The following is a 23,307-nucleotide window of genomic DNA, read 5'->3' as shown; positions in this document are numbered from 1 at the left end:
TCCTTTGAAATCTGCTGTGTTCACAGTGTAGGGCGAATACGCCGGCATGGAAAATATGGAATTAAAATAGGGCTATCATAAAAAATGATAGCCCTGATTTGACTTGCATGAACTTATTGCTTCAATTCAATTGAATTCAATTTCACATCAATTTCATTTCAACTCGGCACATGTCAATGCATCCTGGTCTTTTGCCGCACCGCCGACGACTTGTATATTCGTGACGGCAAGACTGAACGCCGCCGAAGTACTGAGGCTGAAAGGAATATCGATGTTTTCCAGCTTGATACCCTTGGCGATAAAACAGGACAGTGGAATCTTGATGGTCTGTTTTTCTTTCTTGCCCGCCAGTCGTCTGAAAGTATCTGTCATATCCAGACTTGCCTCGCACGCCTTGCCACAATGCATGGAAAGACTGACGCTGCTGGCAGGTGCTGTCACGACCATGGTATCGAATGTCAGTGCGCCATCCTTGCTGGCATAGGCAGGTATGGCTTTGCCGCTGGTCGCACGTGCTTCTACCCTTGCTTCTACCTGTGCTCCTATTTTTGCTACACCGCTCCAGGTCAGCAGCTTGGCGTCCTGCTGGGTATTCACTTGGGATGTCTGTACGCTGATGCCAGGCATGGTAAGGATACGGTTCAAATCTGCACCTACTGCCTGTTGCTCATTGCCACTGATGACATACAGAGGATAAGTCGCACGGTCAGCCTGGTTGAAGACCGGATAAGCGTTTGTCACGCCACAACCACCAGATGGATATTTGCTATCCAGCTTTCCTAGCTTTCCACGTTTAACAATTTTGGCTGTGCCGGAGTAGTTCAGACCATACCCAATTTTGAACAAGGGTGAGTAATTGGGTTCATCAAAATTCAAACTGGTCTGGCACACGGACCTGGGCCAGGAAAATGACAGCGTCCCCTTGAAGTCATGCGCTACGGTACCATCCTCAGCCCGAAACAAAACATCAGCCACCCCCTTGCCTTCTGTGCCCGGTAACCAGGCAGCAACAAAACTGTCAGACAGGTTCAGCAAATCATTCACATACAAAGGGCGGCCAGACACAAACACCGTCACCACCGGTTTGCCCTTGCCAGCCACCGCCTGCAAGACAGCCAGGTCTTCAGGGAAACGACTGCTGTGACGCAGGCTGCCGGCAGGGCCGATATCACCGAACATTTCTGCATACGGTGTTTCACCAATGACGGCAATCACGGCATCATAGCGGCTGACATCCACACCACTGGCATCGATGCTGAAATCTACATTGGCAGCGCCAACCGCATCGCGGATGCCGGCCAATATCGAATCAGCATTCGGAAAGTCGGCATTACTATTATCTGTACCCTGCCAGGTCAGCGACCAGCCGCCGGTCTGGTTGCCAATATTATCGGCAGTTTTACCGACGACCAGGATTTTTCGGTTACTCTTCACATTACGGGCCAGTGGCAAAACTGAGGCATCGTTCTTCAGCAAGACCAGGGATTCACGCACTGCCTGCCTTGCCAGTGGACGGTCCTCCAGCGCATCCTGTTTGCCGGCGTAGCTATTTTCAGACGGTTTTTTGCCAAACAAGCCGGCACGCAATTTGACGCGGATGATGCGCGTCACCGCATCATCTATCCTGGCCATGGGTATGTCACCAGCCCTGACCTGGGCGATGGTATTGGCAATAAAAGCCTTCCACGCATCCGGCACCATGATCATGTCAACACCCGCATTGATAGCCTGCGGGCAGCTATCGGTACGGCAACCGGGCACTTCGCCTATGGCATCCCAGTCGCTGATGACAAAGCCGTCAAAACCCATTTTTTCTTTCAACACATCGGTCAACAGGGCCTTGCTGCCATGTATCTTGCCGTAGCTGGCACCGGCTGCCTGGTCGTTCCAGCTGTGGAAGGACGCCATCACTGTTTGTGCTCCTGCTGCCAGCGCGGTCATATACCCCTGCGCATGGATATTGAGCATCTGCGCATTGGTCGACAGGTTGATGCCCCTGTCCTTGCCCTGATCGGTGCCGCCATCCCCCATGAAGTGCTTGGCTGTCGCCACGACATTGCCATCATCATTGAAAGCACCCTGCAAACCTTTGACATATTCACCCGCATACTGGCGCACCAGCGCGCTATCTTCAGAAAAACTTTCATAAGTGCGCCCCCACCGGTCATCGCGCACCACGGCCAGGGTAGGGCCAAACACCCAGGCAATGCCGGTGGCACGAACTGCCTTGCCCATGGCGCGACCTATCTGCCCTGCCAGTTGCGGATTATGCGCCGCCCCCAGACCAATATTGTGTGGAAACAGGGTGGCACCATACACATTGCTATGTCCATGTATGGCATCGATACCCCAGATGACGGGTATCCTGACTGTCATGTCGGTCGCCATGGATGCTGCATGGTATTGATCAGCCAGGGCTACCCAGTCAGCCGCGGTACCGTGTTTGTTATTGCGGTCGGGCCAACTGCCGCCGCCATTAAGGACTGAGCCAAGATAATACTGACGCACATCATCCGGTGTAATCGACTTGATTTCCGGCTGCGTCATCTGTCCTATCTTTTGTTCCAGAGTCATGCCGGCGACGATGGCTGCTATCCTCGTTTCCATCGCCGGGTCTTTGCGGATGGCACTCTGAATAGCTGGCCAGGCAGCCAGGTTGCTGGCGGACATGCTGGCAGGGCCGTTTTGCTGGGGCAGCTCCGTCGCAGCCATACTCAGGCTGCCTGCGCTGCATGCCAGCGTCAGGGCAGATCCCAGGGCAATGGCGTGGATGCAGTTATGAATGCGGGTAAGGGTGCGGGTACAACTGTGGGCCTTTATTTTCATCATGATGTGCTCTTTGTTTTTAAACATATCTGTCGATACGCCTTGTCTCTTTATTGATGATGGAGCGATGGTTTTTTAAGCGATGCCTTATTTTTGGAAAGCTTCCCATTTTGGTTTGAGAAGATAGTGCTGGCTGGCGTTTCTTTTGTCAATGAGAATGTCCTGACTGCTGTCGCATGATGTCAATACGCACCATGACATCGGTTCATAAGCCTTAAGCAGCTTTACGGCGCTTGGCCAGAGATGCACGCAGGGTAACGGAAACCTGAAAGTCGCGGTTGACCGGACGCGTCCAACCATAACAACGATTCAGCAATTCATTCAGGGCATTCAGGGTGACGTCATGCCAGGGAATACGTACCGAGCTCAGTGGCGGCGCAGCAAAGGCGGCACCAGTGGTGTCGTCATAACCTATCACCGAAACATCGCGTGGCACGGCAATACCGGCCTGCTGGAAATAGGAAAGCGCACCCAGCGCCATTTCATCATTGGCACAGAACAGGGCGGTGAACGGATAGCTGGAATTAACCAGTTCCCTGGCTGCATTCCAGCCACCTTCCGGTGAAAAATCACTTTCCGCTATCCACATGTCTGCCGTATCGATACCGGCACGAGTCAGCTCACCCAAAAATCCATTGATGCGGTCTACATTGTCTGCCGCCGCAGAGGGGCCAGCGATAACAGCGATCTTTTTATGCTGGTGTGCAAGCAAGGCCTTTGCTGCCAATACGCCACCCAGCACATGATCTGCAATAAAACACTGTGCAGCAAATTGTTCCGAATGATGATTCAGCATCACCAGTTGTGCATGCTTGGGGCCTAGCGTGGAAAAATCATCGTCATTCAAGACATTGCTCATGACAATCAGGCCATCGCATCCGCGCTCCATCAAAAACTTTATACCTTCGACACCCTGACGGTGCTCGTCAACGCCACTCACACCAAAAGCCACCACCATGTGCAGACCGGCAGCGCGCAGTTCGGTATCGATAGCTTGCAGGATGGGCATATAAAAGGTGCCCTTGAGTACAGGGATATACACCCCTATCATTTGCGAATTACCGGACAACAGGGAGCGCGCAGCATGCGAAGGACGAAAATCCAGTTCGGCGATGGCTTTCCTGACTTTTTCCTGTGTCTTTAATGAGACTGAACCTTTGCCGCTCACCACACGCGAAGCCGTTCCCAGACCTACTCCCGCCAGGCGGGCTACATCCTTGATGGTCGCCACTTGATTCTTTTCTATGATTAAAGTATCGCCAGTATATTAAATTTCCATCGCACGCGGCATGACTGAAATTAGTGTATCTCCACTTTTTCCCGCAACTGCGCCACGATAAGATCAACAAAGCTCCTGACCCTGGTGGATGCATAGCGGCTTTCCCTGTGCACCACGTGCACCGGCAGGGGCGCTGTTTCGTAGTCAGGCAGCAGGCGTATCAACTGCCCGGTGTTGAACAAGGCATTCACCTGATATGACAACAGCCGACTGATACCCAGCCCGGCCAGATTGGCTTCAATCGCTGCATCAATGCTGCTAACGGTCAGGCGTGGCTTGAACTTGAATGCCATGTTCTGTCCCTGATGGCTGAAACGCCACTCAATCATGGGCGTCACACTTGATGCTGCAATCATGCAGTGGTCACGCAATTGATCGGGATGCTGTGGCTGGCCAGCCTTTGCAAGGTAGGCTGGCGATGCACATAAAACGCGCCGTATCTGGCCCACACGTATGGCTTTCATGCTCGAATCGGGTAATTCGCCTATGCGTATGCCAACATCGACGCCCTCTTCCAGCAAATTCACCACCCGGTCCAGAAACAGGGCAGACACATCCATCGCCGGATAGCGTTGCAGATAATCGACGATGCCGGGCATCACAAACATTTTTCCAAACAGCACAGGTGCCGTCACCGTCAGGTGACCACGTGGTTCGGCATTGATGCCGGCCGTGGCTTCATCTGCCGCATCGACTTCGGCAATGATGCGTCGTGCGTCATCCATATAGCGCTGGCCTGCTTCCGTCACCCTGACATAACGCGTACTGCGATTCAGCAGTTTGACACCCAGCCTGGCTTCTAGTGCGGCAATGGCACGGGTCACAGCCGGTGGCGACATTGCCAGGCGACGCGCAGCAGCCGCAAAGCCCTCTTCTTCTGCAACGGCAACGAACACCGTCATCAAATGCAGTTTATCCATAGACGCATCCGGTGATTATTCCACTTTTTACAATAGTCAATTGTATGTGATGCGTATTCTGTCTACAAACGATATTGCGTAGATTGGAGGGTTCAATCAGTTCTTTCAACATCAATAGCCGATGAACAACATACAAGAAGAAGCACGCCCACCCTTCCCTCCCTTCACACTGGAAACGGCCATACAGAAAGTACGCCTGGCAGAAGATGCCTGGAACAGCCGTGATCCTGACCGTGTCGTCCTCGCCTATACAGTGGATACGATCTGGCGCAATCGCCATGCATTCCCCACAGGCCGCGAGGAAGTCCGGGAATTTTTGCAACGCAAATGGGCGGCAGAACGTGAATACCGCCTGATCAAGGAATTATGGGCATTCCGCGAAAACCGTATCGCCGTGCGCTTTGCCTACGAAAGTTGTGACCATGACGGTAATTGGACACGTTCCTATGGTAATGAAAACTGGGAGTTCGCCGACAACGGCCTGATGCACAGACGCCTGGCCAGCATCAATGATGTGCGCATCGACGCAGACCAGCGCCTGTTTCACTGGTCACAGGGACGCCGGCCAGACAATCACCCAGGGCTGAGTGATCTGGGTTTGTAAACAGTACCCATATCAAGTCCAAACAGGGGACGTAAGAAAAACACGCGGCGTATGATTTCATAACTGAGGAAACAGCTCAGCGCCGTCAAGGCAATCAAAAAGATACCTTCGCTCAGTGCAGGCAAGGCGAGCGGCTTCAGGCTATGTGCCATGATGACGATATAGGTCTGATGCAGGATGTAGACGGGGAACACTGCCTGTGTCAGATAACGCCGGGCCGGGCTGTCAAAGTTCAGGTACTGGCGCGCATAGGCACATGCCGCGATGATCGCTGACCAGGCCATGCAAACCCATACCAGTCGCTGTGCCATCAGCAGCCATTTTGGAATATCGTCGGTAGCCAGATCAAAATAAACGATAAGCAAGACCCAGCTGCCTGCGACCAGTCTCAGTGCCAGCCAGCGCACGGCTGCCAGCTCTTGCCAGAATGTGGTGGAATTAGCGATCAATGCGCCAAACACAAATACAAACAAATAGCTGGCATGGTTATACCAGTCGGCAACCAGGCCATGATTCGACGGAAAGCTGCTCAATAAAGCCATGCGTACCAGGGCCAGATACGCAATCGGCAAAACCAGTATGCGCCAGCCCTTCATCTGCTGTTCCAGCCATGTGCGGGCTGCCTGAAACCAGGCTGGCTTGACCGCCAGCCATAGCCACAGCAAGACACTGTAGACCCACAGATAGGCAACAAACCACAGGTGGTTCCATGTTGGCAGGTCCAGAGTCTTGCCCTCTATCTTGAAACCATGATAGCCATGCACATACAATTGCATGAAATCGCCATAACCGCCGGCATAGGCGAGTTTTTCCACCACCTCCAGATACGCTTGCGGTGGCACCACCACCAGCATGCCAAAGATCAAAGGCAGCAAAAGGCGGATGCTGCGGCTGCGCAGGAATTGTCCCGGACGGATTTTCTCCAGCATGAATGACGATGCTACACCAGAAATAAAAAACAGCAGACTCAGACGCCATGGACTGGTCAGCATCATCAGCGGCTGTATGGTGGAGCTGGCGTGCGGACTTTTGACATGCCAGCCCCATTCCACGTAATACATGCCGACGTGATACAGGATCAGCAGGAAGAAGGCAATGATACGGACCCAGTCAAGAAAGTACAGGCGTTGCGACGGCAAGCTGGTGGCAGATGTGGATGAGATCGGCATGATGGTGGCATTGGCATCGTTATGAACACACGACCAGATTAAAGTGCGGCCCGCCTGCGCGCGAGGAAAATGGGACCAACTGGATGCTGGCCGGGGCGAACTGGACAAAAGCAGGGATATCTGTCAACACATGCTGCCGAGTTGCTGGACCACATCCTCCCTGTACTGGCGGCTACAGGGCAGGCTGAGTCCATTGCGCAGCAATAATTCGGCATCCCCCTTTTGCGCGGGCAATACCTGGATGATCTGATCCACACGTACGATATGACGGCGATGGCAACGCACAAAGCTGTGTCCCAGACGTTCGTGCAGGCCGGACAAGGTCTGGCGCATCATATGCTGTTCTTGTGCGGTACAGATCAACACATAATTGTCGGCCGCTTCCACGTGCACAATGTCAGCCAGTTTAATGACCAGGACGCGGCCTTTTTCGCTCAACAGCAAATGCTGCTCAGCGCCAGTCTTTCTGGCCGTTGATCTGCGTTCTTCCACTCTGTGCATGGCACGCAGGAAGCGTGCTTCATCATAGGGTTTGAGCAAATAGTCGATGGCATTTGCATCGAAAGCCTGTAAGGCGAACTGGTCATACGCCGTCACGAACACGATCAGTGGCAAGGGTACTGTCAACTGACTGGCAACGCTGATGCCGTCCAGCTCCGGCATCTGTATGTCGAGGAAAACCAGTTCGGGCTTATGCTTCGCAATACTGTCCAGCGCTTCCCTGCCATCCCTGGCTTCGGTCACGCTGGCACCGGCCACATGCTCGGCTACCAGCCGTCTGAGCTTGTCCCTGGCATAGGCTTCGTCATCAACGATGAGAATTTTCATGGTGTCCTATTCTGTGCTCAAAGTAGTCTCAGAGTGGCAAGCGCAGTTCTGTCATGACACCGGCGGGCATCAGGGCGCTTAAAGTCAGGCTGGCCCTGTCCGCATACAGCACTTGCAGGCGCTGACGCAAATTGCTGATGCCGACACCGCTGCCATCTTCTTTTTCTGTCAGGCAGCCAGCATCATCCTGGATACGCAATACCAGTTGCCCCTGCTCGCCGCGGGCGCTGATATGGATGCGCGTCAGTTGCGTACGCTTTTCCACCGTATGCTTGAAGCTGTTTTCCAGCAGGGTTTGCAGGCTCATCACCGGCACCCGGCAAGTCTGCACATCGTCGGCAATGTCCCAGCTGAGTTCTACCCTGTTGATAAAACGCAGACTCATGAGCCGCGCATAGGCATGTAATAACTCAAGCTCATGCCGCAATCCGGTTTCCGGCTGCTGCCCCAGATCGAGGCTGGCACGCAAAAGTTCCGCAATCTGGCTCAGGGCGGTATCGGCCAGTTTGACATCGGTATACATCAGGGATGAAATGGTGTTGAGCACATTGAACAAAAAATGCGGCTGCATTTGTTGCGTCAGCCTGTGCAACTGCGCCTCTCGCAACAGAGCCTGGGCCTTTTCTGCATTTTCTTTTTCTTCCAGCAGCGATGCATAGGCTTGCAAGCCAAAGATGACGACATAGAATATGCCAAAGAACAGGAAAATCTTGCTGCATTCATACACCAGCACCTGGCCCCAGCCAGCATGGCTATAGCTCAGCCCCAGCAAGGCATACACCAGATGGCGCAGGCTGTAAATGAGGACGACAAATGCAATGCTGATCAGCGGCAGCGGCAAAATCTGTCGCCAAAACCATTTCGCGGGCGTCTGCAACAAAATACTGTCAGTCAGCTTGCGTCTTTGCAGCAGTAGCAGGGCCGTACCGACGAAGGCAGATGAGCTTTCCCAGAAGATCGGTTCCCAGATATGTTTGCCGCCACTCTTCAAATGGTCCTGCACTGCTACCGCTATCATCAATAACCAGAACAATATCCAGCCGGCCAGCAGAGGCAGTTTGATTTTCTTCCAGAATCGCTGATGGCGCATATCAGGCAGACACCAGGTTTCTGGTTCCCAGCCATTTGCCGCTCTGGCTTAATTCACGGGTCAATTCCAGCACCAGTTTTTCTACTGCCATGGCGGCATTCGTCAGCGGGATGTTTTTGGAGGCACACAGGGTAACCGTACGTGAAAGCTGCACATCACTAATGGGGCAGGCGCGCATCTCGCCTCTTTCGATTTCAGCCAGCATGGGGGAAACCGGCAAGATCGTGGCCCCCATATCCGCCAGCAGAGCTGATTTCAAAATCGCGATGGAAGTAATGTCGATCACCTGTTCTATGCTTTTACCCTGCTGCCGTACCACCTGCTCTATGCGTGGCCGCACTCCGTGCTGGATACTGGGCAGTATCAGGGTCGCTTTCAGGGCCTGCGCCAGGGTAATGGATTTGCGCTTGCAGGCAAATTGCGAATCACTGCGGGTGATATACATCATCTCTTCTTCGACCAGGGGTTTGGTGGCAAAGCCGCCCAATTGCCCGTCGTCAAACAGGATGGCCAGGTTCAGCCGTCCCGACCGCAACTGCTCGGTCAGGTTGCCGGTCAGTTCTTCTGTCAGTTGAAACACGATATCCGGGTAAGCTGCCCGCACCGCCTTCAGCAGCGGAAACGCCAGTGCCCCCGATGCGCTTTGCGGTATGCCCAGAGCCACTGTGCCGCGTGGCTTGTCGGTGGACTGTGCCACCGCTGACCTGGCGTCGCTGACCTGTTTCAATATCGCCTGCGCATGTTCGTAAAATACCTTGCCGGCATCGGTGGCCTGCATGCCCTGGGCGGAGCGGTGCAAGAGCATGGCCCCCAGTTCTTCTTCCAGTTGTTGCAATTGCTGGGTCAGGGCTGGCTGCACGATATGCAGTACACGTGCAGCGCGTGACAGCGAGCCATGATCGACGATGGCAACAAAATAGCGTAATTGGCGCAGTTCCATTTTTCCCGCAGTTCCCTTTTTCTATTCAACAGGCTTGATCGCCCTGCGTTCTATCGATGACGACAGGATCAGCGAAGTCGATGTCACACCACAACGCGCCAGACTGGTGATCACACGTTCCAGTTCACGTACCGACGGGGCAACCACTTTCACGATGACGCAATCTTCGCCGGTAATCGCGTGGCATTCAATGACTTCCGGCACTTGCTCGGCAATTTTCAGTACCGGCGTATCGGTCGCGCGGCTGGCAATGCGGACAAAGGCAGTAATCCCGTAACCCAGAGCTTCAGGATTGACGCGGGCGTGATAGCCAGTGATGACATTCGCCGCCTCCATGCGCTTTACCCTTTCAGCCACGGCGGGCTGACTTAAATGGATGCGACGGCCGATTTCGGCCAGCGTAACCCTGGCATCCGCCTGCAAAATCTCAAGGATCTTGCCGTCCATCAGGTCCAGTTCCAGCTTCATGGTAAAAACCTCTTTTTTCTGTGAGATTAAAAGAAATGTACCTGATTTACCTTTGTTTATCCATTCAAAATCACATCTCACTGACATACACTGATGAGCGACAATTCATTATTCAAGAGAAATTCATGCGCCACCTGCCCCGCCAAGTCCTGTTTGCCCTGCTCACCGTCTATATCGTCTGGGGTTCCACCTATTTCGCCATTCAGGTCGCGCTGACAGCCTTCCCGCCCTTCATGATGATAGGCACGCGCTTTCTGGTAGCCGGTGCGATATTATATATTTGGCAAAAATGGCGTGGTGCGCCCAATCCGACCTTGCGTGAATGGCGGGACGGCGGCATCGTCGGCATCCTGATGCTGGGTGGCGGCACCGGCCTGACTGCTGTAGCGCAGCAATATGTCTCATCGGGTCTGACTGCAGTGTTCATCGCCTGCTCACCAATGATACTGTCCGGCCTGTCTGGCCTGTTCGGTGACTGGCCAAAAAGGCGCGAATGGCTGGGCATAGTCTGCGGCTTTATCGGCGCCATGCTGCTGGCTTCGGACGGTCAGTTTTCCGCCAAACCGCTGGGCATACTGTTTTTGCTGGGTGCCATACTGTGCTGGGATATAGGTTCCATCCTGTCGCAAAAGAAACTCAAGATGGCTGCTGGCGGTATGGGCTTTGCCAGTGAAATGCTGGTGGGCGGTCTGTTCCTGTTTCTGGTCAGTCTGTTCCGCGGTGAGCAACTGACTGGCGAAATCACCTTCAATGCGGTTGCGGCCTGGGCGTATCTGGTGGTTGCGGGTTCATTGCTGGCATTTACGGCGTATATGTATCTGTTGTCCAAGGTCCCTGCCGGGCTGGCCGCCAGCTATGCCTATGTCAACCCTGTCATTGCAGTAGCTCTGGGTGTGGCGTTTGGCGGAGAACATCTGTCCATGCGGGCCATGCTGGCGATGAGTATCATTCTTGGCAGTGTCATCGTGCTGACCAGTGCGCACAAGAAAAGCACCGAACAGGCTGTCAGCTGACACTGCTGTACAAATAGATTCTTGAACAGGTTCTTAGAAAAATTCGGCGGTATCGTTGGATACTTCCGTCTGCAAATCACCGCTGGTGACCAGTGCATCGTAATAACAGGTGCGGTTACGGCCATTGGTTTTGGCGAAATACAGAGCCTGGTCGGCGCGACCGACAATAGCAACAGCAGGCTCGAACGGATCTATACGTGCATAACCTATGCTGATAGTCACGGTACCCACCTGCGGAAAATGATGCAGCTCCACATTCTGGCGGAATCGGTCAAAGATCATCTGCGCATCTTCTTGCGATGTCGAACGCAATAAAATCACAAATTCCTCACCACCAAAACGGAACAGGCGGTCTGAAGGGCGGAAAGAACTACGTAACAGATTGGCAATCAGAATCAGGACTTCGTCCCCGTACAGATGACCGAACTGGTCATTGACGCGCTTGAAGTGATCGATATCCAGCACCGCCAGCCAGTGCTGACGTTCTGGTTCATGCCGACGACGCTCTTCTTCCTCGCGTTCGGCTTCCGAACTGGCTTGCTGTTGCAGTGCACTATTGCGCAATACCTTGGAAAAATTATCATCGAAGGTCTTGCGGTTCAGCAAACCGGTCAGCGAATCACGTTCACTGTAATCAAGCAGGTTCTGAAAGTTTCTGTACACAATCAGCATGCCATTTACCACTTCCATGGCATTCGCTGTGTAGTTAGCCGGCTTGTAGATTTCCAGGCAGGTCTGCAGCTTGTCGTTAATCCAGATCGGCAGCCAGACTATCCTGCCGCCCTCGATCAGATGTTCAATGACAGGCTGTTGCCGGGCAATGCCTTCTTTTAACTGGGGATAATGCTCTATCGAATCGTTCGCCGTTGGCGTCGTGTGCGATTCGTCGGCCATGGCCACCGAACCTTCGTGGATGGTAATCTGGGGTTTGATAAAGACTTGATGGCCAACGGAAACGACATCCAATACACGTGCAGACTCTGCATTGGTCAATTGACGCAAAGCCGTAATCACTGAAATATTCAGTAAGTCATGATCGCGATGTCCGGTAATTTCTACCAGATGTTTAATGATTGATTCCATGCCCCGTATTCCTGCACCTTACAGCATTAACACTAGAACTCATTTCATAAATAGGGGTGAGATGCGTTTGCCTCATAACACGTGCTGGCAAGGCGGACGAGGCAATCAATAGCGGTGCTATTGATAACGAGTCCAACGCCGTCCAGCACGCGTTATGAGGCAAACCCTCCGGGAGCTACCGATTCGGGCGCATTGCTGCGCGAGGTTGTCACATTGCGCCAGCCTTAGCTGCCCGACAACGCTTGCACTGCATCCCGAATCGCCTTGCTCGCACTCATCCCTATTTATGAAATGAGTTCTACGTACGAAGTCAGTACCGGCCATACACACATTGCCGTTTTACAATAGTATAACAAGTCAAGGCGCACCGTCACCTGATTATCTGCAAACAATCTTGCCATGGGTAAAAATGATCAGCGACTGGCATGGCGAATCACAACTGGCATTCTGTGATACGCAGAACTACAGTAATATACGGTGACATCATTTCAACCATATTTTTTTGGCAAGGTGCAGATCATGCGAGACAAACAGACCTTCTTTTTCTGCTCCGGCATGATCTGCCTGGGTGCCATGAGTGCAGTGCTGGCGGGGCCGGCAGCAGCAGCTTCGCTTATCCAGGTTACCGACAGCAGTGGACAGGCCGTGCAGGATGCGGTGGTATATGCCGAGTTGACGACCGGACCACAGCTTGCCAAATCGGCCACGGCAGAAATCCAGCAAAAAGATAGAAAGTTCATGCCTCTGGTGACAGTGGTACAGACTGGTACCTCGGTCTCTTTCCCGAATAATGATACGGTCAGGCACCATGCCTATTCGTTTTCACCGGCCAAGCCCTTTGAACTCAAGTTGTATTCAGGCAAACCGGCGGCACCCGTCGTGTTTGACAAGGCTGGCACAGTGGTGGTGGGCTGCAATATCCATGACCAGATGGTGGCCTATATCCATATTGTCGATACCCCCTATTTTGCGAAGACCGATGCCAGCGGTACAGCACGCCTGACGACCATCCCATCCGGTAAATATGTGTTGAAAGTATGGCACCCCAAACAGGCGTCCGGTGCGGCGATTCAGGAACAGAGCCTGCAAGTTGATGGCAGCGCAACACCGGTGATTGTCAAACTCAATTACAAAGCAGGATAATCAGATCGTGTTGACATGTTCACTGTTCCCAGTTGCTTGCCATGCCTGGACATATCGGCAAACATCAACAACATTATTGTTTACATGCGTACATTGAGGATAATTCATGCGTTTGCATAGCCTGGAAAGCCGTGTCGTCACCCTGTTCATCGGTCTGCTGCTGACCTTGCAACTGGCCGGTTTTTTTGTCATTCGCAATACCATAGACAGCAATGCCCGCAATGCTATCGAAGAAAGCCTGAAGCTGAATGAAAAAATCCTGCTGCGCCTGCTGGATCAAAATGCCCAAAAACTGATACAGGGTGCCATCGTCCTTGCCAAGGAATATGCTTTCCGTGAAGCGATAGGCACGCATGACACAGAAACCATCGTCTCTACCCTGTCGAATCACGGCAAACGCATAGGCTCTGACCTGACCATGCTGGTTGGTCTGGATAGAAGAATCACCGCATCTTCCAGTACTGCTGCCAGTGACGATCTAAGCCATAGTCTGCAACAATCTGTTGCTGCGCTCATACAAACTGCAGAAAAATCAGGCAGTGCAGCCAGTACCACCATCGTCGATGGCAAGCCTTATCAAATGGTGGTGGTGCCGATTGAAGCACCGGTGACGATCAGTTGGGTCGTGATGGCTATTCCCATAGGCAAGACCCTGGTCAGCGACATGCATGAGCTGTCGCTGATGCAGATCAGTCTGTTGACAGCAGAAAAAAAAGCGACTGGAAATAGTGGCTGGATATCGAATGTATCCACGCTCAGTGATGAACAGGCTGCTGAACTGACACAACTGATACCACCGCCAGAGAAAAAAGTCAGTTATCTGCCGAATATCCAGATCGATGAGGACCAGTACAGTACCCGCATCATGCAACTGGCACAGAATGAACAGGTCAGTACCATCGCCGTGCTGCAACTGTCTATCAGCCAGGCGGTTGCACCGTACAAGAAACTACAGCTGAATTTGCTGGTACTGACGATCTTCGGTGCCATCATCGCCAGCGTCTTCAGTGCCATTACCGCACGCCGCATTACCGGCCCGGTCACGCAACTGGCTGAAACAGCCAGGCGTCTGGGTGCAGGTGACTATACCGCGACCATCGATGTCAAACAGAAAGATGAAATTGGTGATCTTGCACGCACTTTCACCACCATGCGTGACGGCATCGCCCAGCGTGAAAAGGAAATCAGGCGGATGGCGTACTGGGATACCCTGACCAACCTGCCGAACCGCGCCCTGTTCACAGAGATGCTGGAAGAAGCCATCGTCATGGCCCGCTCGCATGAAAAATCCTGTTACGTGCTGATGATGGATCTGGACCGTTTCAAGCATGTGAATGACGTCATGGGGCATCGCTTTGGCGATGTCCTGTTAAATCAAGTCGCCATTCGCCTGTCAGATGAACTGGGTAGCGGCGGCACCAAGCCCGCCCGCCTGGGCGGTGATGAATTCGCCATCCTGTTGCCAAATGCGACAAAAGAAGAAGCACAAAATCTGGCTGACCGGATTTTGCGCGCGCTGGAAAAACCGATTTCCATCGAAGACCAGACCGTGGACCTGGGTGCCGGTGTAGGTATCGCTGGTTTTCCTGAACATGCCAGCGATGCCCAGAACCTGTTGAGCCGGGTCGAAGTCGCCATGTACGCAGCCAAGCAGAGAAAAAGCGGCGCCGTCATTTACTCGCCGGATATTGATAAAAGCAGCCAGAAAAGCCTGTCATTGCTGAGTGAATTGCGGGCGGCGCTGGAACAACAGGCATTTCGCATGTATGTGCAACCCAAGGTCGGGCTGAATAACGGCCAGGTCATCGCGGTGGAAGCACTGGTGCGCTGGATACACCCCGAGCGTGGCTTTATCTTCCCCGACCAGTTCATCCCTTTCGCCGAACAGACCGGATTTATTCGCCAGTTGACGCACTGGATCATGAATGAGGCTGCGCGCGTTTGCAGCCTCTGGAATAGCCAGGGCCTGCACCTGAAGATATCCGTGAATATCTCCACCAGGGATTTGATGGATCAGGATCTTCCCATCAAGTTCGCTCATATCCTGCAACAACATCAGGTGGATGCGTCTTCCTTTTGCCTGGAAATTACTGAGAGCGCCATCATGGATGACCCAGTCCGCGCCTTTCACACCCTGGATCGTCTGCATGCCATGGGCCTGGATTTGTCGATTGACGATTTTGGTACCGGCTACTCTTCGCTGGCCTATCTGAAACGTTTGCCGGTCAATGAACTCAAGATCGACAAGTCTTTTGTCTTGAAAATGGAAAAAGATATTGATGACACCAAAATCGTCAAATCCACCATTGATCTTGGCCACAATATGAGTTTGCGGGTGGTAGCAGAAGGGGTGGAAAACACCGAAGTCATGGCCCTGCTGAAAGAATTGGGTTGCGATCAGGCCCAGGGTTATTTCATCAGCAAACCCATGCCCTCGACCGATTTGCCTGCATGGCTGGAAAAATGGCAGCAAAATAATCCGCCATCCTGATACCGCCATGGCGGTCCAGCATCACACCAGATGCACAGACTGCGCTAGTTTCCGGTCACGCTTGCGATTGTACATACGGCTATCGGCAATCTTGATCAGCCGCACATAGTCGTCCCCATCTTCCGGGAAGCTGGCCCAGCCTATGGAAACACCGACACTGACGATGACATCGTCCAGTGCGATCGGCTGTTCAACGATGCTGCAAATTTTCTCCACCATATTATTGATGTCGATGGAATTCCTGGTGTCTCTGAGCAGCAACACAAATTCATCGCCGCCATATCTGGCGACTTCATCCGTATCGCGTACGGCTGAACGCAGGCGTGCCGCGATAATCACCAATGCCTTGTCACCGGCATCGTGCCCATGGTTATCGTTGATGGATTTAAAACGGTCAAGATCCACAAACAGCAACGTAAATCCTTCCACCCTCCCCGGGTGTTCCAAAGCCTGCTTTTGCAGGTAATTGATCTGGGCGAACAGTGATTCACGATTGGCAACCTGAGTCAGCTTATCAAAGCGCAACTTGTTTTCCATTTCGGTAAAGGTCTGTGCCAGCTTGCCAATTTCATCCGTGCGGGTAATGCGCAGACTGGGCATGGGCTCGCCATTACCGAATTTTTCTGCGGCAGCAGTCAGCTTGCGGATATCCCGAACCACACGCTCGACTATCGTCAACCCTATGGTCAATGCAAAGATGATGCAGGCAAAAGCAATCACCATACTCTGCAAAAAACCCTGGTTGATGCTGCTCATGAAATCCGAACGTGGCACCGCCACCACCGTCTGCCAGTTCAAGCCCTGACGGTTACCCAGAGGTGAAACAGCTACATCTACCGTGCCTAAGCCGAGTTCCATGGATTGCGTGCCGGATGTCAGCGCAGTGGCATTTCCAAGCTTGTGGAAAGTCTGGTTGATGAGCGGTGTCTTCATGTCGATGGCACGCATACGTTCCGGCACGCCATTCACTGTTCTTTCCGGTATTTCCTGGCCTGAAGTAGCGACGATATAACCATCTGCATCGACGATATAGGCCACACTATTCTTGCTGATTTCCAGCTTGCGCAAAAAGTTGGATAGCTCCTTGAGCGTGAGGTCAGTCGCCACCACACCGGCAAATTCGTGATTCTTTTGGTAGACCGCCTTGGCCAGGGTGATGGTAGGGTAATGGAAGGAAAAATTATTATAGATCTTTGACCAGACGGGTTTTTCCGATCCTCGGGCAGCCTGATACCACGGCCTCAATCGCGGATCGAAGGCATCACTGCGCAGTAATTCCGCACGATCACCAACATGCCCGACGCGGTAGACAAGCCGCTTGTTCCATTCCGGCTCGCGCCAGAACAATTGCACCATGCCGTTGGAGATACGGTAAACGCCGACAAAGCGGCCATCACTACCGCCAAAATAGACATAATTATTGACATCCATGAACAGGCCGCTGGCCGCCCAGAATTTTTCTTCCAGCACCTTCATGTCAGTGGAAAAAGCCTGTTCCCTGGGCACATTGCCGGCGCTGGGTGCTACCGATTCAAGCGCAATCAGCGCGCCGTCCAGATGTTTTTCTGTCGCATGATTGATGCGGTTCACCATGTCGACCAGGATACGCTGCGTCAGGGTATACACGGCATCCGTCCCGGCCTTCATCGAGACCCAACCTATGGCAGCGGACACACCGATCACCAGCACGGTAATCGGTATCACCAATTCACGACGCAACGACGAACGACTCATACTCGGGCTCAAAAACGACAATATCAAGTTCAGGAAAGAATTAAGGAAATGCGCAACACTGCAAAAACAGGATACTGCCTTGATTTCGATTTTCGGGGCTGAAAAAATCAAGCTTTTCAGTATATACCGTTAAAAATTGTTAAAACCAACTTCTGCGGCAGCACAGGAATTAAATCTTGCGTATTGTGGTAGTTCGCGAGACAAGATTGACATCAATGCTCACTTTTTCATTCATTTATTTTAACAATTGAATCGCTTCCTACCAGAGAAAATCTCTCAGGGCAAGCAGCATACTATGGACTTATACGCCACCGATAGCGAAGTTAAACAGTTAGAGCAGCGTTTGGCCGACATGGTGGCGCAAGAACAACTGGACGATATGCTGGCACTGGCGTGGGGCCTGCGACAGCGCGACAGTCGCCAGGCACTCGGCCTGTGTAATCAGGTAAGCATACTGCTCAACAAATCCAGTCGCTCGGAAGCCGACAAGGCACTGGTATATCTGCGCCTGCAATTGATACGCGCGGAAGAACGCTGGCTGCACGCCGATCTGGACGCTGCGGCCGGCATCGTGCAAGCCATACTCAGACATCCCGAAGTACACCTGGATGCCATATGTCTGAGCGATGCCCATCGTTTGCTGGGCTTCATTTATTCCGACCAGGGCAAGCATGTGGAATGCGACATCGAAATGGCCATTTCCATAGACGAAGCCAGCAAGGTTGATGATGTACTGCGCCGTCAATGCACCGCTGCAGCGCTGGCACGCATCGCAGTCTTGCGTGACCACAAACTGGCAAAATCCTATTTTGACCGTCATTTTGATGTCAGAAACCCACCCAAAGATGTGCATCCGGCACTGGGTGCGCTGATGAATGATTTCCTGGGTTTATATGCCGGTCTGAACGAAGAGCTTGACGATTCCATCGTATTTCTGGACAAGGCATACCGGCTATGCCTGCAGTCCGGGCAAATCCGCCGTGGCATCCTGACTGCGGCGAATATAGGGTACACCTATAGCAAAATGAGTAATTATGAAGCGGCTCTTGAATGGCAGCAAAAGGCATTGAAACTGGCAAAACCTGCAGGCTGGTCGCCTAATATAGGTAACTGCCTGATGCAGATCGGCGATACCCTGCGCAAAATGGGTTCGCTGGACGCAGCCGAACAGATGCTGCACGAATCGCTGGAACAACTGGCCACGCTGACCAATTCGCGCAACTATGCCCTGACCATCAGTGTGCTGGCCGATATTGCACTGGATCGCCGTGATTATCACCTGGCACAGAATTTATTCTCTCAACTCGCCATGTTGCCTGGTGCTCAGGAACAGGCTGACTTGCAACAGCTTGCCATTCAAGGGCAAGCCAAAGCACATGCAAAAATGAAATCACCGGGACGTGATGCCAGCAGTGGCGCAGGTACTCTGTTTGTTAAACGTTGATACTTGCGTTTAATCCTGGTTTGTTCTGTTGTATGCTGGCAATAAGTTCCTGTCATCAACATCTTGCTGATGATTAACGCGATAGAAGTTTTCTCTGGTTTAACTGAAGACGCCCGGCGCACAAGAGACATTGCCATGTTGAATAAGCACACTCCCCTGAATTTTGCCCCTGGACTGATGGCAGCATGCATGCTGCTGACATCTGCTTACGCCTCTGCACGAGAGCTGCCTTTACCAGACAAAGGTCGCTTGCTGGCAACCGGCGGCGTCAAACAGGTCGAAGGTGCAGGTGGTGGTGGCCTGGCTCCCTGGGCCACGATTACTGGTTACGGCAGCGAAGACAGCTATGGTGTGAATGCACATATCACCCAGATCAGCACCCAGGATTACCGCTTGCGGACTGCCGGTGTTGCCGTAGGAATTGCCGATCGCCTGGAAATGTCCTTGTCCACTCAAAAATTCACCGGTAGCCAGGCACCGCTCGACAAGCTGGAACTGAACCAGGATACGCTGGGTATCAAACTCAAGATTGCCGGTGATCTGGTCAGCGGCCAGGATACCTGGCAACCGCAAGTTGCCGTCGGCGTCATGTTCAAACGCGACCATGCTGTCAAAGGTCTGGAAGCACTGGGGGTCACCAACGTCAAGCAATTGGGCGCTATTGATGACCACGGCATTGATTATTATGTGTCAGCCACCAAGCTTTATCTGGATCAAAGTCTGTTGGTAAATGGTACCCTGCGCCTGACCAAGGCGAATCAGATGGGCTTGCTGGGTTTTGGTGGCGATAAACGCAATCAGTATCAGTTGCAGCCAGAAATATCTGTGGCTTATCTGTTCAACCGCAAGCTGGTTGGCGGCGTCGAATATCGTGGCAAACCGCGCAATCTTGGGGTGGATAACGAAAAAGCCTATTATGATGCCTTCCTTGCCTGGTTCCCGAGCAAGGAATTTTCGCTGACCCTCGCATATGTCAATCTGGGAGATATTACCGTCTTCAATCCCAAAACCCAGCGCGGATGGTATCTGTCGCTGCAGGTCGGTAATTAGTCGACACTTAGTTGACAAATAAGCAGGAGACACCTATGAAATTACGTCACACCACAATCGCCATGTGTCTGGTACTCGCATGTAGCGGCCAGGCAATGGCACAAACTGCACCAGACAGCCTGTTTCAGGCACTGGGCAATGAACCCGGCATCAGCAAGATCGTGGATGAAATGCTGGTTGAAGTCATGCAGGATGAACGTATCAAAGCCTCTTTCAAGGACACCGATATGCCACGGCTTGCCAAATTGCTCAAAGAACAGTTTTGCGTCATCAGTGGCGGCCCCTGCAAATACACTGGCGATGACATGAAAGTGGTGCATGAAAACCTGGGCATCAACGCCGCCCAGTTCTATGCGCTGGCCGAAGATTTGCAAATCGCCATGGACAAACTGGCCGTTGCATCCTCCACGCAAAACAAGCTCATGGCCAAACTGTCTCCCATGAAAAAAGACATCGTCTTTCCCAAGCCCAAACCACAATAATTTAAGAACTCATTTCATCAATAGGGATGAGTGCGAGCAAGGCGATTCGGGATGCAGTGCAAGGCGTGACGCGCAGCTAAGGCTGGTGCCTTAGCAAGCGGCACAACGCTGCAATGCGCCCGAATCGCCAGCTCCCGAAGGGTTTGCCTCATAAAGCGTACTGGACTGCGTTGGACTCGTTATCAATAGCACCGCTATTGACTGCCTCGTCCGCCTTGCCAGCCCACGTTATGAGGCAAACGCATCTCACCCCTATTTATGAAATGAGTTCTAGATATTTTGCATCTGATCTGAATCCGATTTTCGATTTACACCGTACAAGCAGCAGGTGCCTGGAATTTTCCAGGTAAAAAAGCGACTTGTAGCAAACTAAAACGAAATAAAACAGAGGAAGCATGATGCAAACTACCAAAAAAATCTTGGCAACTGTCGTGTTTGGCAGTTGCACCGCATGGTCGCAAACCGGCCTGGCACAAGACATGTTGAAACCGGATATGGGCAAGCTGACAGCTACCGGTGGTGTCAGCCAGCTTGAAGGTGCTGGTGGTGGCGGACTGACTCCCTGGGCATTGATCACTGGCTATGGCACGCGTGACAGTTACGGTGCCAATGCCCATCTGACCCAGGTGAATACCCAGGATTACAGCCTGAAAACCTACGGTGTTGCCGTCGGTATTGCTGACCGTGTGGAATTATCCCTGGCGACTCAGGAATTTACCGGTAGCCTCGCACCACTGAATGCACTCAATATCAAACAGGATATTTTCGGTATCAAGGTCAAGGTCGCCGGTGATGCTGTGTACGACCAGGATAGCTGGATGCCACAAATCGCCGTCGGTGCCATGGCCAAACGCAACAAGGGTATAGGCGGCCTGGGCGCGCTGGGTGTGACCAATGTCAAACAACTGGGTGCCAAGGATGACCGTGGTGTTGATTACTATGTATCAGCCACCAAGATATTGCTGGAACAAAGCCTGCTGCTGAACGGCACAGTGCGCATGACCAAGGCCAATCAAATGGGCATACTGGGTTTTGGCGGTGACAAGAAAGATAGTTATCAGGCCAAACTGGAAACTTCGGTCGCCTACCTCATCAACCGCAAACTGGCCGTCGGTGCCGAATACCGCATGAAACCGCGCAATCTGGGCGTGGACAATGAGAAGGATTATTACGATGTCTTTGTAGCCTGGTTCCCGACCAAGAATGTATCGGTAACCGCTGCCTATGCGACGCTGGGTGACATCACGGTGTTCAATCCCAAAAATCAGCGTGGCTGGTATCTGTCAGTACAGGCCGGATTTTAAGCGCCTGTTTTCTGGACACGACACTTGCAGATATCTACTAAAAAACCATCGAAAGCGAATACCATGATTTCCATCTCCCGTTTCAGCAAAGCCGTATGTGGCTTGTTCCTGCTGGCCAGCCTGTCTGTGCATGCCCAAAGCCAATCCACCAGCGATGAACTGTATCAAAGCTTGGGCGCCAAACAAGGCATCAATACCTTCGTCAATTCCTTCGTCGCCATCGTGCTGGAAGATCCACGTATCAACAAGGCGTTCAAAGACACCGATACCGAAAGACTGGCACAATTGCTCACCGAACAATTTTGCGAATTGAGCGGTGGCCCTTGCAAATACAGTGGCCGCAGCATGGCAGAATCGCACAAGGACATGCAGGTTACCAATGCCCACTTCAATGCACTGGCCGAAGATTTGCAGATCGCCATGGAAAAACACAATGTCCCATCTTCAGTCCAGAACCGGCTGATCGCCAAACTGGCCCCTATGCAACGACCTATCGTCACCAAATAAGATGATGCATTTATCAGGACATAAATCAGGACAGAAAATCACGATGAAAAACTTGTTGTCATCCATCTCTGCGCGTAAGCTCGGACCACTGATGCTGGCCTGCACGTTGGCCACTGGTTTGCCTTCCCTTGCATTGGCCGCCAAAGTGAGTGTGCAGGCGGTGGACAAGAATGGCGCGGCCATGGCCGACGTGGTCGTGTATGCCACGCCCATAGGAACACCCCTGCCGCCAGCAGGCAAAGCCGAAACAGCCACGATTTCGCAAAGCGATATGCAGTTTTCGCCGTATGTAACGGTGATCAGGGTCGGTACGCAAGTCAAATTCCCCAACTACGACAAGATGGAACATCATGTGAAATCTTTCTCTGCCGCTAAGGAATTTGAAATCAAAACCTATGAACGCGGTGTGGTACCACCGCCGGTGATGTTCGACAAACCCGGCATCGTGATTGTCTACTGCCTGCTGCATAACTGGATGCGCGCCTATGTGCTGGCAGTGGATACCCCCTACTTCGCCAAGACTGAACAGGCCGGCACCACCAGCCTGGATCAACTGCCGGATGGCAACTACGAAATCAGGGCCTGGCATCCGAACATGGGTAGCGTCAAACAGCCGCTGGTGCAGACCATCAAAGTCAGTGACCAGACGCCGCCAGTGAAATGGCAGTTTGATTTTGTGCCCATCCCAAGAAAAGCCAAGGCAGCCAGCTACTAAGAGGCTGTTGCGGAACTAGGGTGTGTTGACCTGGCCTGGCGTTGTTACGTCGCTCTGCCGGGAACGCCGGGTTATCTTGATTTTGCAACAAGTTTCACGTCTTTCCTGCTATGCCAATTTCGTCATGCCTGCACGGGTAAATCAGCAAGACCCGTGTCGCTGTATATACTAAGCTCTTGCCGCTAAGGGACTGTAACGGTCCACTCGTTTTGGCTAC

20 protein-coding genes are annotated in these 23,307 nt (G+C 52.6%); 10 read left to right on the top strand and 10 right to left on the bottom strand.

Annotation, left to right across the window (positions count from 1 at the left end; genetic code table 11):
* Nucleotides 1-153: 153 nt before the first annotated feature.
* The 3 genes from H8L32_RS05390 to H8L32_RS05380 all read right to left on the bottom strand — a co-directional run bounded on the left by H8L32_RS05390 (nucleotide 154) and on the right by H8L32_RS05380 (nucleotide 5,025).
* Nucleotides 154-2,829 (bottom strand): glycoside hydrolase family 3 protein, encoded by a 2,676-nt coding sequence (locus tag H8L32_RS05390; protein ID WP_230412062.1) that lies wholly within the window; start codon nucleotides 2,827-2,829, stop codon nucleotides 154-156.
* Between the two features lie 211 nt (nucleotides 2,830-3,040).
* The gene (locus tag H8L32_RS05385; RefSeq protein WP_186946131.1) at nucleotides 3,041-4,057 is read right to left on the bottom strand and encodes a LacI family DNA-binding transcriptional regulator; all 1,017 of its coding nucleotides are present in this window, start codon (nucleotides 4,055-4,057) and stop codon (nucleotides 3,041-3,043) included.
* A 68-nt stretch (nucleotides 4,058-4,125) separates the two neighbouring features.
* Complete coding sequence (locus H8L32_RS05380) at nucleotides 4,126-5,025, bottom strand: LysR substrate-binding domain-containing protein (protein ID WP_186946130.1); 900 nt, start codon at nucleotides 5,023-5,025, stop codon at nucleotides 4,126-4,128.
* Between the two features lie 121 nt (nucleotides 5,026-5,146).
* On the opposite strand from H8L32_RS05380, the gene H8L32_RS05375 reads away from it, so the two are divergent.
* Nucleotides 5,147-5,629: a nuclear transport factor 2 family protein gene (locus H8L32_RS05375; protein WP_186946129.1), complete on the top strand. Its 483-nt coding sequence runs from the start codon at nucleotides 5,147-5,149 to the stop codon at nucleotides 5,627-5,629.
* Here H8L32_RS05375 and H8L32_RS05370 read toward each other — a convergent pair.
* The 5 genes from H8L32_RS05370 to H8L32_RS05350 all read right to left on the bottom strand — a co-directional run bounded on the left by H8L32_RS05370 (nucleotide 5,599) and on the right by H8L32_RS05350 (nucleotide 10,124).
* On the bottom strand, nucleotides 5,599-6,798 hold the full coding sequence (locus H8L32_RS05370; RefSeq protein WP_186946128.1) for an acyltransferase family protein: 1,200 nt from the start codon (nucleotides 6,796-6,798) through the stop codon (nucleotides 5,599-5,601). The two genes, H8L32_RS05375 and H8L32_RS05370, sit on opposite strands and share 31 nt — an antisense overlap.
* Nucleotides 6,799-6,921: 123 nt before the next feature.
* Nucleotides 6,922-7,626 carry a LytR/AlgR family response regulator transcription factor gene (locus H8L32_RS05365; RefSeq protein WP_186946127.1) on the bottom strand — a complete coding sequence of 235 codons (705 nt, stop codon included), beginning with the start codon at nucleotides 7,624-7,626 and terminating at the stop codon, nucleotides 6,922-6,924.
* A gap of 28 nt (nucleotides 7,627-7,654) precedes the next feature.
* Nucleotides 7,655-8,716: a sensor histidine kinase gene (locus tag H8L32_RS05360; RefSeq protein ID WP_186946126.1), complete on the bottom strand. Its 1,062-nt coding sequence runs from the start codon at nucleotides 8,714-8,716 to the stop codon at nucleotides 7,655-7,657.
* 1 nt (nucleotide 8,717) lies between these two features.
* Complete coding sequence (locus tag H8L32_RS05355) at nucleotides 8,718-9,656, bottom strand: LysR substrate-binding domain-containing protein (protein WP_186946125.1); 939 nt, start codon at nucleotides 9,654-9,656, stop codon at nucleotides 8,718-8,720.
* A 21-nt stretch (nucleotides 9,657-9,677) separates the two neighbouring features.
* Nucleotides 9,678-10,124 (bottom strand): Lrp/AsnC family transcriptional regulator, encoded by a 447-nt coding sequence (locus tag H8L32_RS05350; protein WP_186946124.1) that lies wholly within the window; start codon nucleotides 10,122-10,124, stop codon nucleotides 9,678-9,680.
* A 125-nt stretch (nucleotides 10,125-10,249) separates the two neighbouring features.
* Here H8L32_RS05350 and yedA point away from each other — a divergent pair, with 125 nt between their 5' ends.
* On the top strand, nucleotides 10,250-11,137 hold the full coding sequence (yedA, locus tag H8L32_RS05345; RefSeq protein WP_186946123.1) for a drug/metabolite exporter YedA: 888 nt from the start codon (nucleotides 10,250-10,252) through the stop codon (nucleotides 11,135-11,137).
* A gap of 33 nt (nucleotides 11,138-11,170) precedes the next feature.
* On the opposite strand, the gene H8L32_RS05340 is transcribed toward yedA, so the two are convergent.
* A complete protein-coding gene (locus H8L32_RS05340) occupies nucleotides 11,171-12,220 on the bottom strand; it encodes a GGDEF domain-containing protein (RefSeq protein ID WP_186946122.1) in 1,050 nt (349 codons plus the stop codon).
* 519 nt (nucleotides 12,221-12,739) lie between these two features.
* On the opposite strand from H8L32_RS05340, the gene H8L32_RS05335 reads away from it, so the two are divergent.
* Both H8L32_RS05335 and H8L32_RS05330 read left to right on the top strand, forming a co-directional pair.
* Nucleotides 12,740-13,363 (top strand): methylamine utilization protein, encoded by a 624-nt coding sequence (locus H8L32_RS05335; protein WP_222619202.1) that lies wholly within the window; start codon nucleotides 12,740-12,742, stop codon nucleotides 13,361-13,363.
* Between the two features lie 106 nt (nucleotides 13,364-13,469).
* Nucleotides 13,470-15,854, top strand: a complete 2,385-nt coding sequence (locus H8L32_RS05330) for a bifunctional diguanylate cyclase/phosphodiesterase (RefSeq protein WP_186946121.1) — start codon at nucleotides 13,470-13,472, stop codon at nucleotides 15,852-15,854.
* Between the two features lie 21 nt (nucleotides 15,855-15,875).
* On the opposite strand, the gene H8L32_RS05325 is transcribed toward H8L32_RS05330, so the two are convergent.
* Nucleotides 15,876-17,588 (bottom strand): sensor domain-containing diguanylate cyclase, encoded by a 1,713-nt coding sequence (locus tag H8L32_RS05325; protein WP_186946120.1) that lies wholly within the window; start codon nucleotides 17,586-17,588, stop codon nucleotides 15,876-15,878.
* Nucleotides 17,589-17,883: 295 nt separating this feature from the next.
* On the opposite strand from H8L32_RS05325, the gene H8L32_RS05320 reads away from it, so the two are divergent.
* The 6 genes from H8L32_RS05320 to H8L32_RS05295 all read left to right on the top strand — a co-directional run bounded on the left by H8L32_RS05320 (nucleotide 17,884) and on the right by H8L32_RS05295 (nucleotide 23,090).
* Entirely contained in the window at nucleotides 17,884-19,032 is a 1,149-nt protein-coding gene (locus H8L32_RS05320; protein ID WP_186946119.1) for a tetratricopeptide repeat protein, read from the top strand.
* A 177-nt stretch (nucleotides 19,033-19,209) separates the two neighbouring features.
* Nucleotides 19,210-20,082, top strand: coding sequence for a DUF3034 family protein (locus tag H8L32_RS05315; RefSeq protein ID WP_230412080.1), 873 nt, complete (start codon nucleotides 19,210-19,212; stop codon nucleotides 20,080-20,082).
* 35 nt (nucleotides 20,083-20,117) lie between these two features.
* The gene (locus H8L32_RS05310) at nucleotides 20,118-20,564 is read left to right on the top strand and encodes a group I truncated hemoglobin (RefSeq protein WP_186946117.1); all 447 of its coding nucleotides are present in this window, start codon (nucleotides 20,118-20,120) and stop codon (nucleotides 20,562-20,564) included.
* A gap of 479 nt (nucleotides 20,565-21,043) precedes the next feature.
* Nucleotides 21,044-21,868, top strand: coding sequence for a DUF3034 family protein (locus tag H8L32_RS05305; protein ID WP_230412079.1), 825 nt, complete (start codon nucleotides 21,044-21,046; stop codon nucleotides 21,866-21,868).
* A gap of 63 nt (nucleotides 21,869-21,931) precedes the next feature.
* A complete protein-coding gene (locus H8L32_RS05300; protein WP_186946115.1) occupies nucleotides 21,932-22,375 on the top strand; it encodes a group I truncated hemoglobin in 444 nt (147 codons plus the stop codon).
* A 43-nt stretch (nucleotides 22,376-22,418) separates the two neighbouring features.
* Nucleotides 22,419-23,090, top strand: a complete 672-nt coding sequence (locus tag H8L32_RS05295) for a cupredoxin domain-containing protein (RefSeq protein WP_186946114.1) — start codon at nucleotides 22,419-22,421, stop codon at nucleotides 23,088-23,090.
* Nucleotides 23,091-23,307 lie beyond the last annotated feature (217 nt).

It is taken from the genome of Undibacterium hunanense (assembly GCF_014284335.1).
GTDB classification, from domain to species: Bacteria; Pseudomonadota; Gammaproteobacteria; order Burkholderiales; family Burkholderiaceae_D; genus Undibacterium; species Undibacterium hunanense.
The sequence above is the reverse complement of the archived record's forward strand: the minus strand, read 5'-3'. Positions and strand labels throughout refer to the sequence as shown.

Coding starts and splice junctions, on each gene's coding strand:
- H8L32_RS05380 (WP_186946130.1), bottom strand. CDS start 5,025: ATGGATAAACTGCATTTGATGACGGTGTTCGTTGCCGTTGCAGAAGAA.
- H8L32_RS05335 (WP_222619202.1), top strand. CDS start 12,740: ATGCGAGACAAACAGACCTTCTTTTTCTGCTCCGGCATGATCTGCCTG.
- H8L32_RS05315 (WP_230412080.1), top strand. CDS start 19,210: ATGGCAGCATGCATGCTGCTGACATCTGCTTACGCCTCTGCACGAGAG.
- H8L32_RS05320 (WP_186946119.1), top strand. CDS start 17,884: ATGGACTTATACGCCACCGATAGCGAAGTTAAACAGTTAGAGCAGCGT.
- H8L32_RS05295 (WP_186946114.1), top strand. CDS start 22,419: ATGAAAAACTTGTTGTCATCCATCTCTGCGCGTAAGCTCGGACCACTG.
- H8L32_RS05375 (WP_186946129.1), top strand. CDS start 5,147: ATGAACAACATACAAGAAGAAGCACGCCCACCCTTCCCTCCCTTCACA.
- H8L32_RS05300 (WP_186946115.1), top strand. CDS start 21,932: ATGATTTCCATCTCCCGTTTCAGCAAAGCCGTATGTGGCTTGTTCCTG.
- H8L32_RS05360 (WP_186946126.1), bottom strand. CDS start 8,716: ATGCGCCATCAGCGATTCTGGAAGAAAATCAAACTGCCTCTGCTGGCC.
- H8L32_RS05355 (WP_186946125.1), bottom strand. CDS start 9,656: ATGGAACTGCGCCAATTACGCTATTTTGTTGCCATCGTCGATCATGGC.
- H8L32_RS05365 (WP_186946127.1), bottom strand. CDS start 7,626: ATGAAAATTCTCATCGTTGATGACGAAGCCTATGCCAGGGACAAGCTC.
- yedA (WP_186946123.1), top strand. CDS start 10,250: ATGCGCCACCTGCCCCGCCAAGTCCTGTTTGCCCTGCTCACCGTCTAT.
- H8L32_RS05305 (WP_230412079.1), top strand. CDS start 21,044: ATGTTGAAACCGGATATGGGCAAGCTGACAGCTACCGGTGGTGTCAGC.
- H8L32_RS05370 (WP_186946128.1), bottom strand. CDS start 6,798: ATGCCGATCTCATCCACATCTGCCACCAGCTTGCCGTCGCAACGCCTG.
- H8L32_RS05390 (WP_230412062.1), bottom strand. CDS start 2,829: ATGATGAAAATAAAGGCCCACAGTTGTACCCGCACCCTTACCCGCATT.
- H8L32_RS05330 (WP_186946121.1), top strand. CDS start 13,470: ATGCGTTTGCATAGCCTGGAAAGCCGTGTCGTCACCCTGTTCATCGGT.
- H8L32_RS05350 (WP_186946124.1), bottom strand. CDS start 10,124: ATGAAGCTGGAACTGGACCTGATGGACGGCAAGATCCTTGAGATTTTG.
- H8L32_RS05310 (WP_186946117.1), top strand. CDS start 20,118: ATGAAATTACGTCACACCACAATCGCCATGTGTCTGGTACTCGCATGT.
- H8L32_RS05325 (WP_186946120.1), bottom strand. CDS start 17,588: ATGAGTCGTTCGTCGTTGCGTCGTGAATTGGTGATACCGATTACCGTG.
- H8L32_RS05340 (WP_186946122.1), bottom strand. CDS start 12,220: ATGGAATCAATCATTAAACATCTGGTAGAAATTACCGGACATCGCGAT.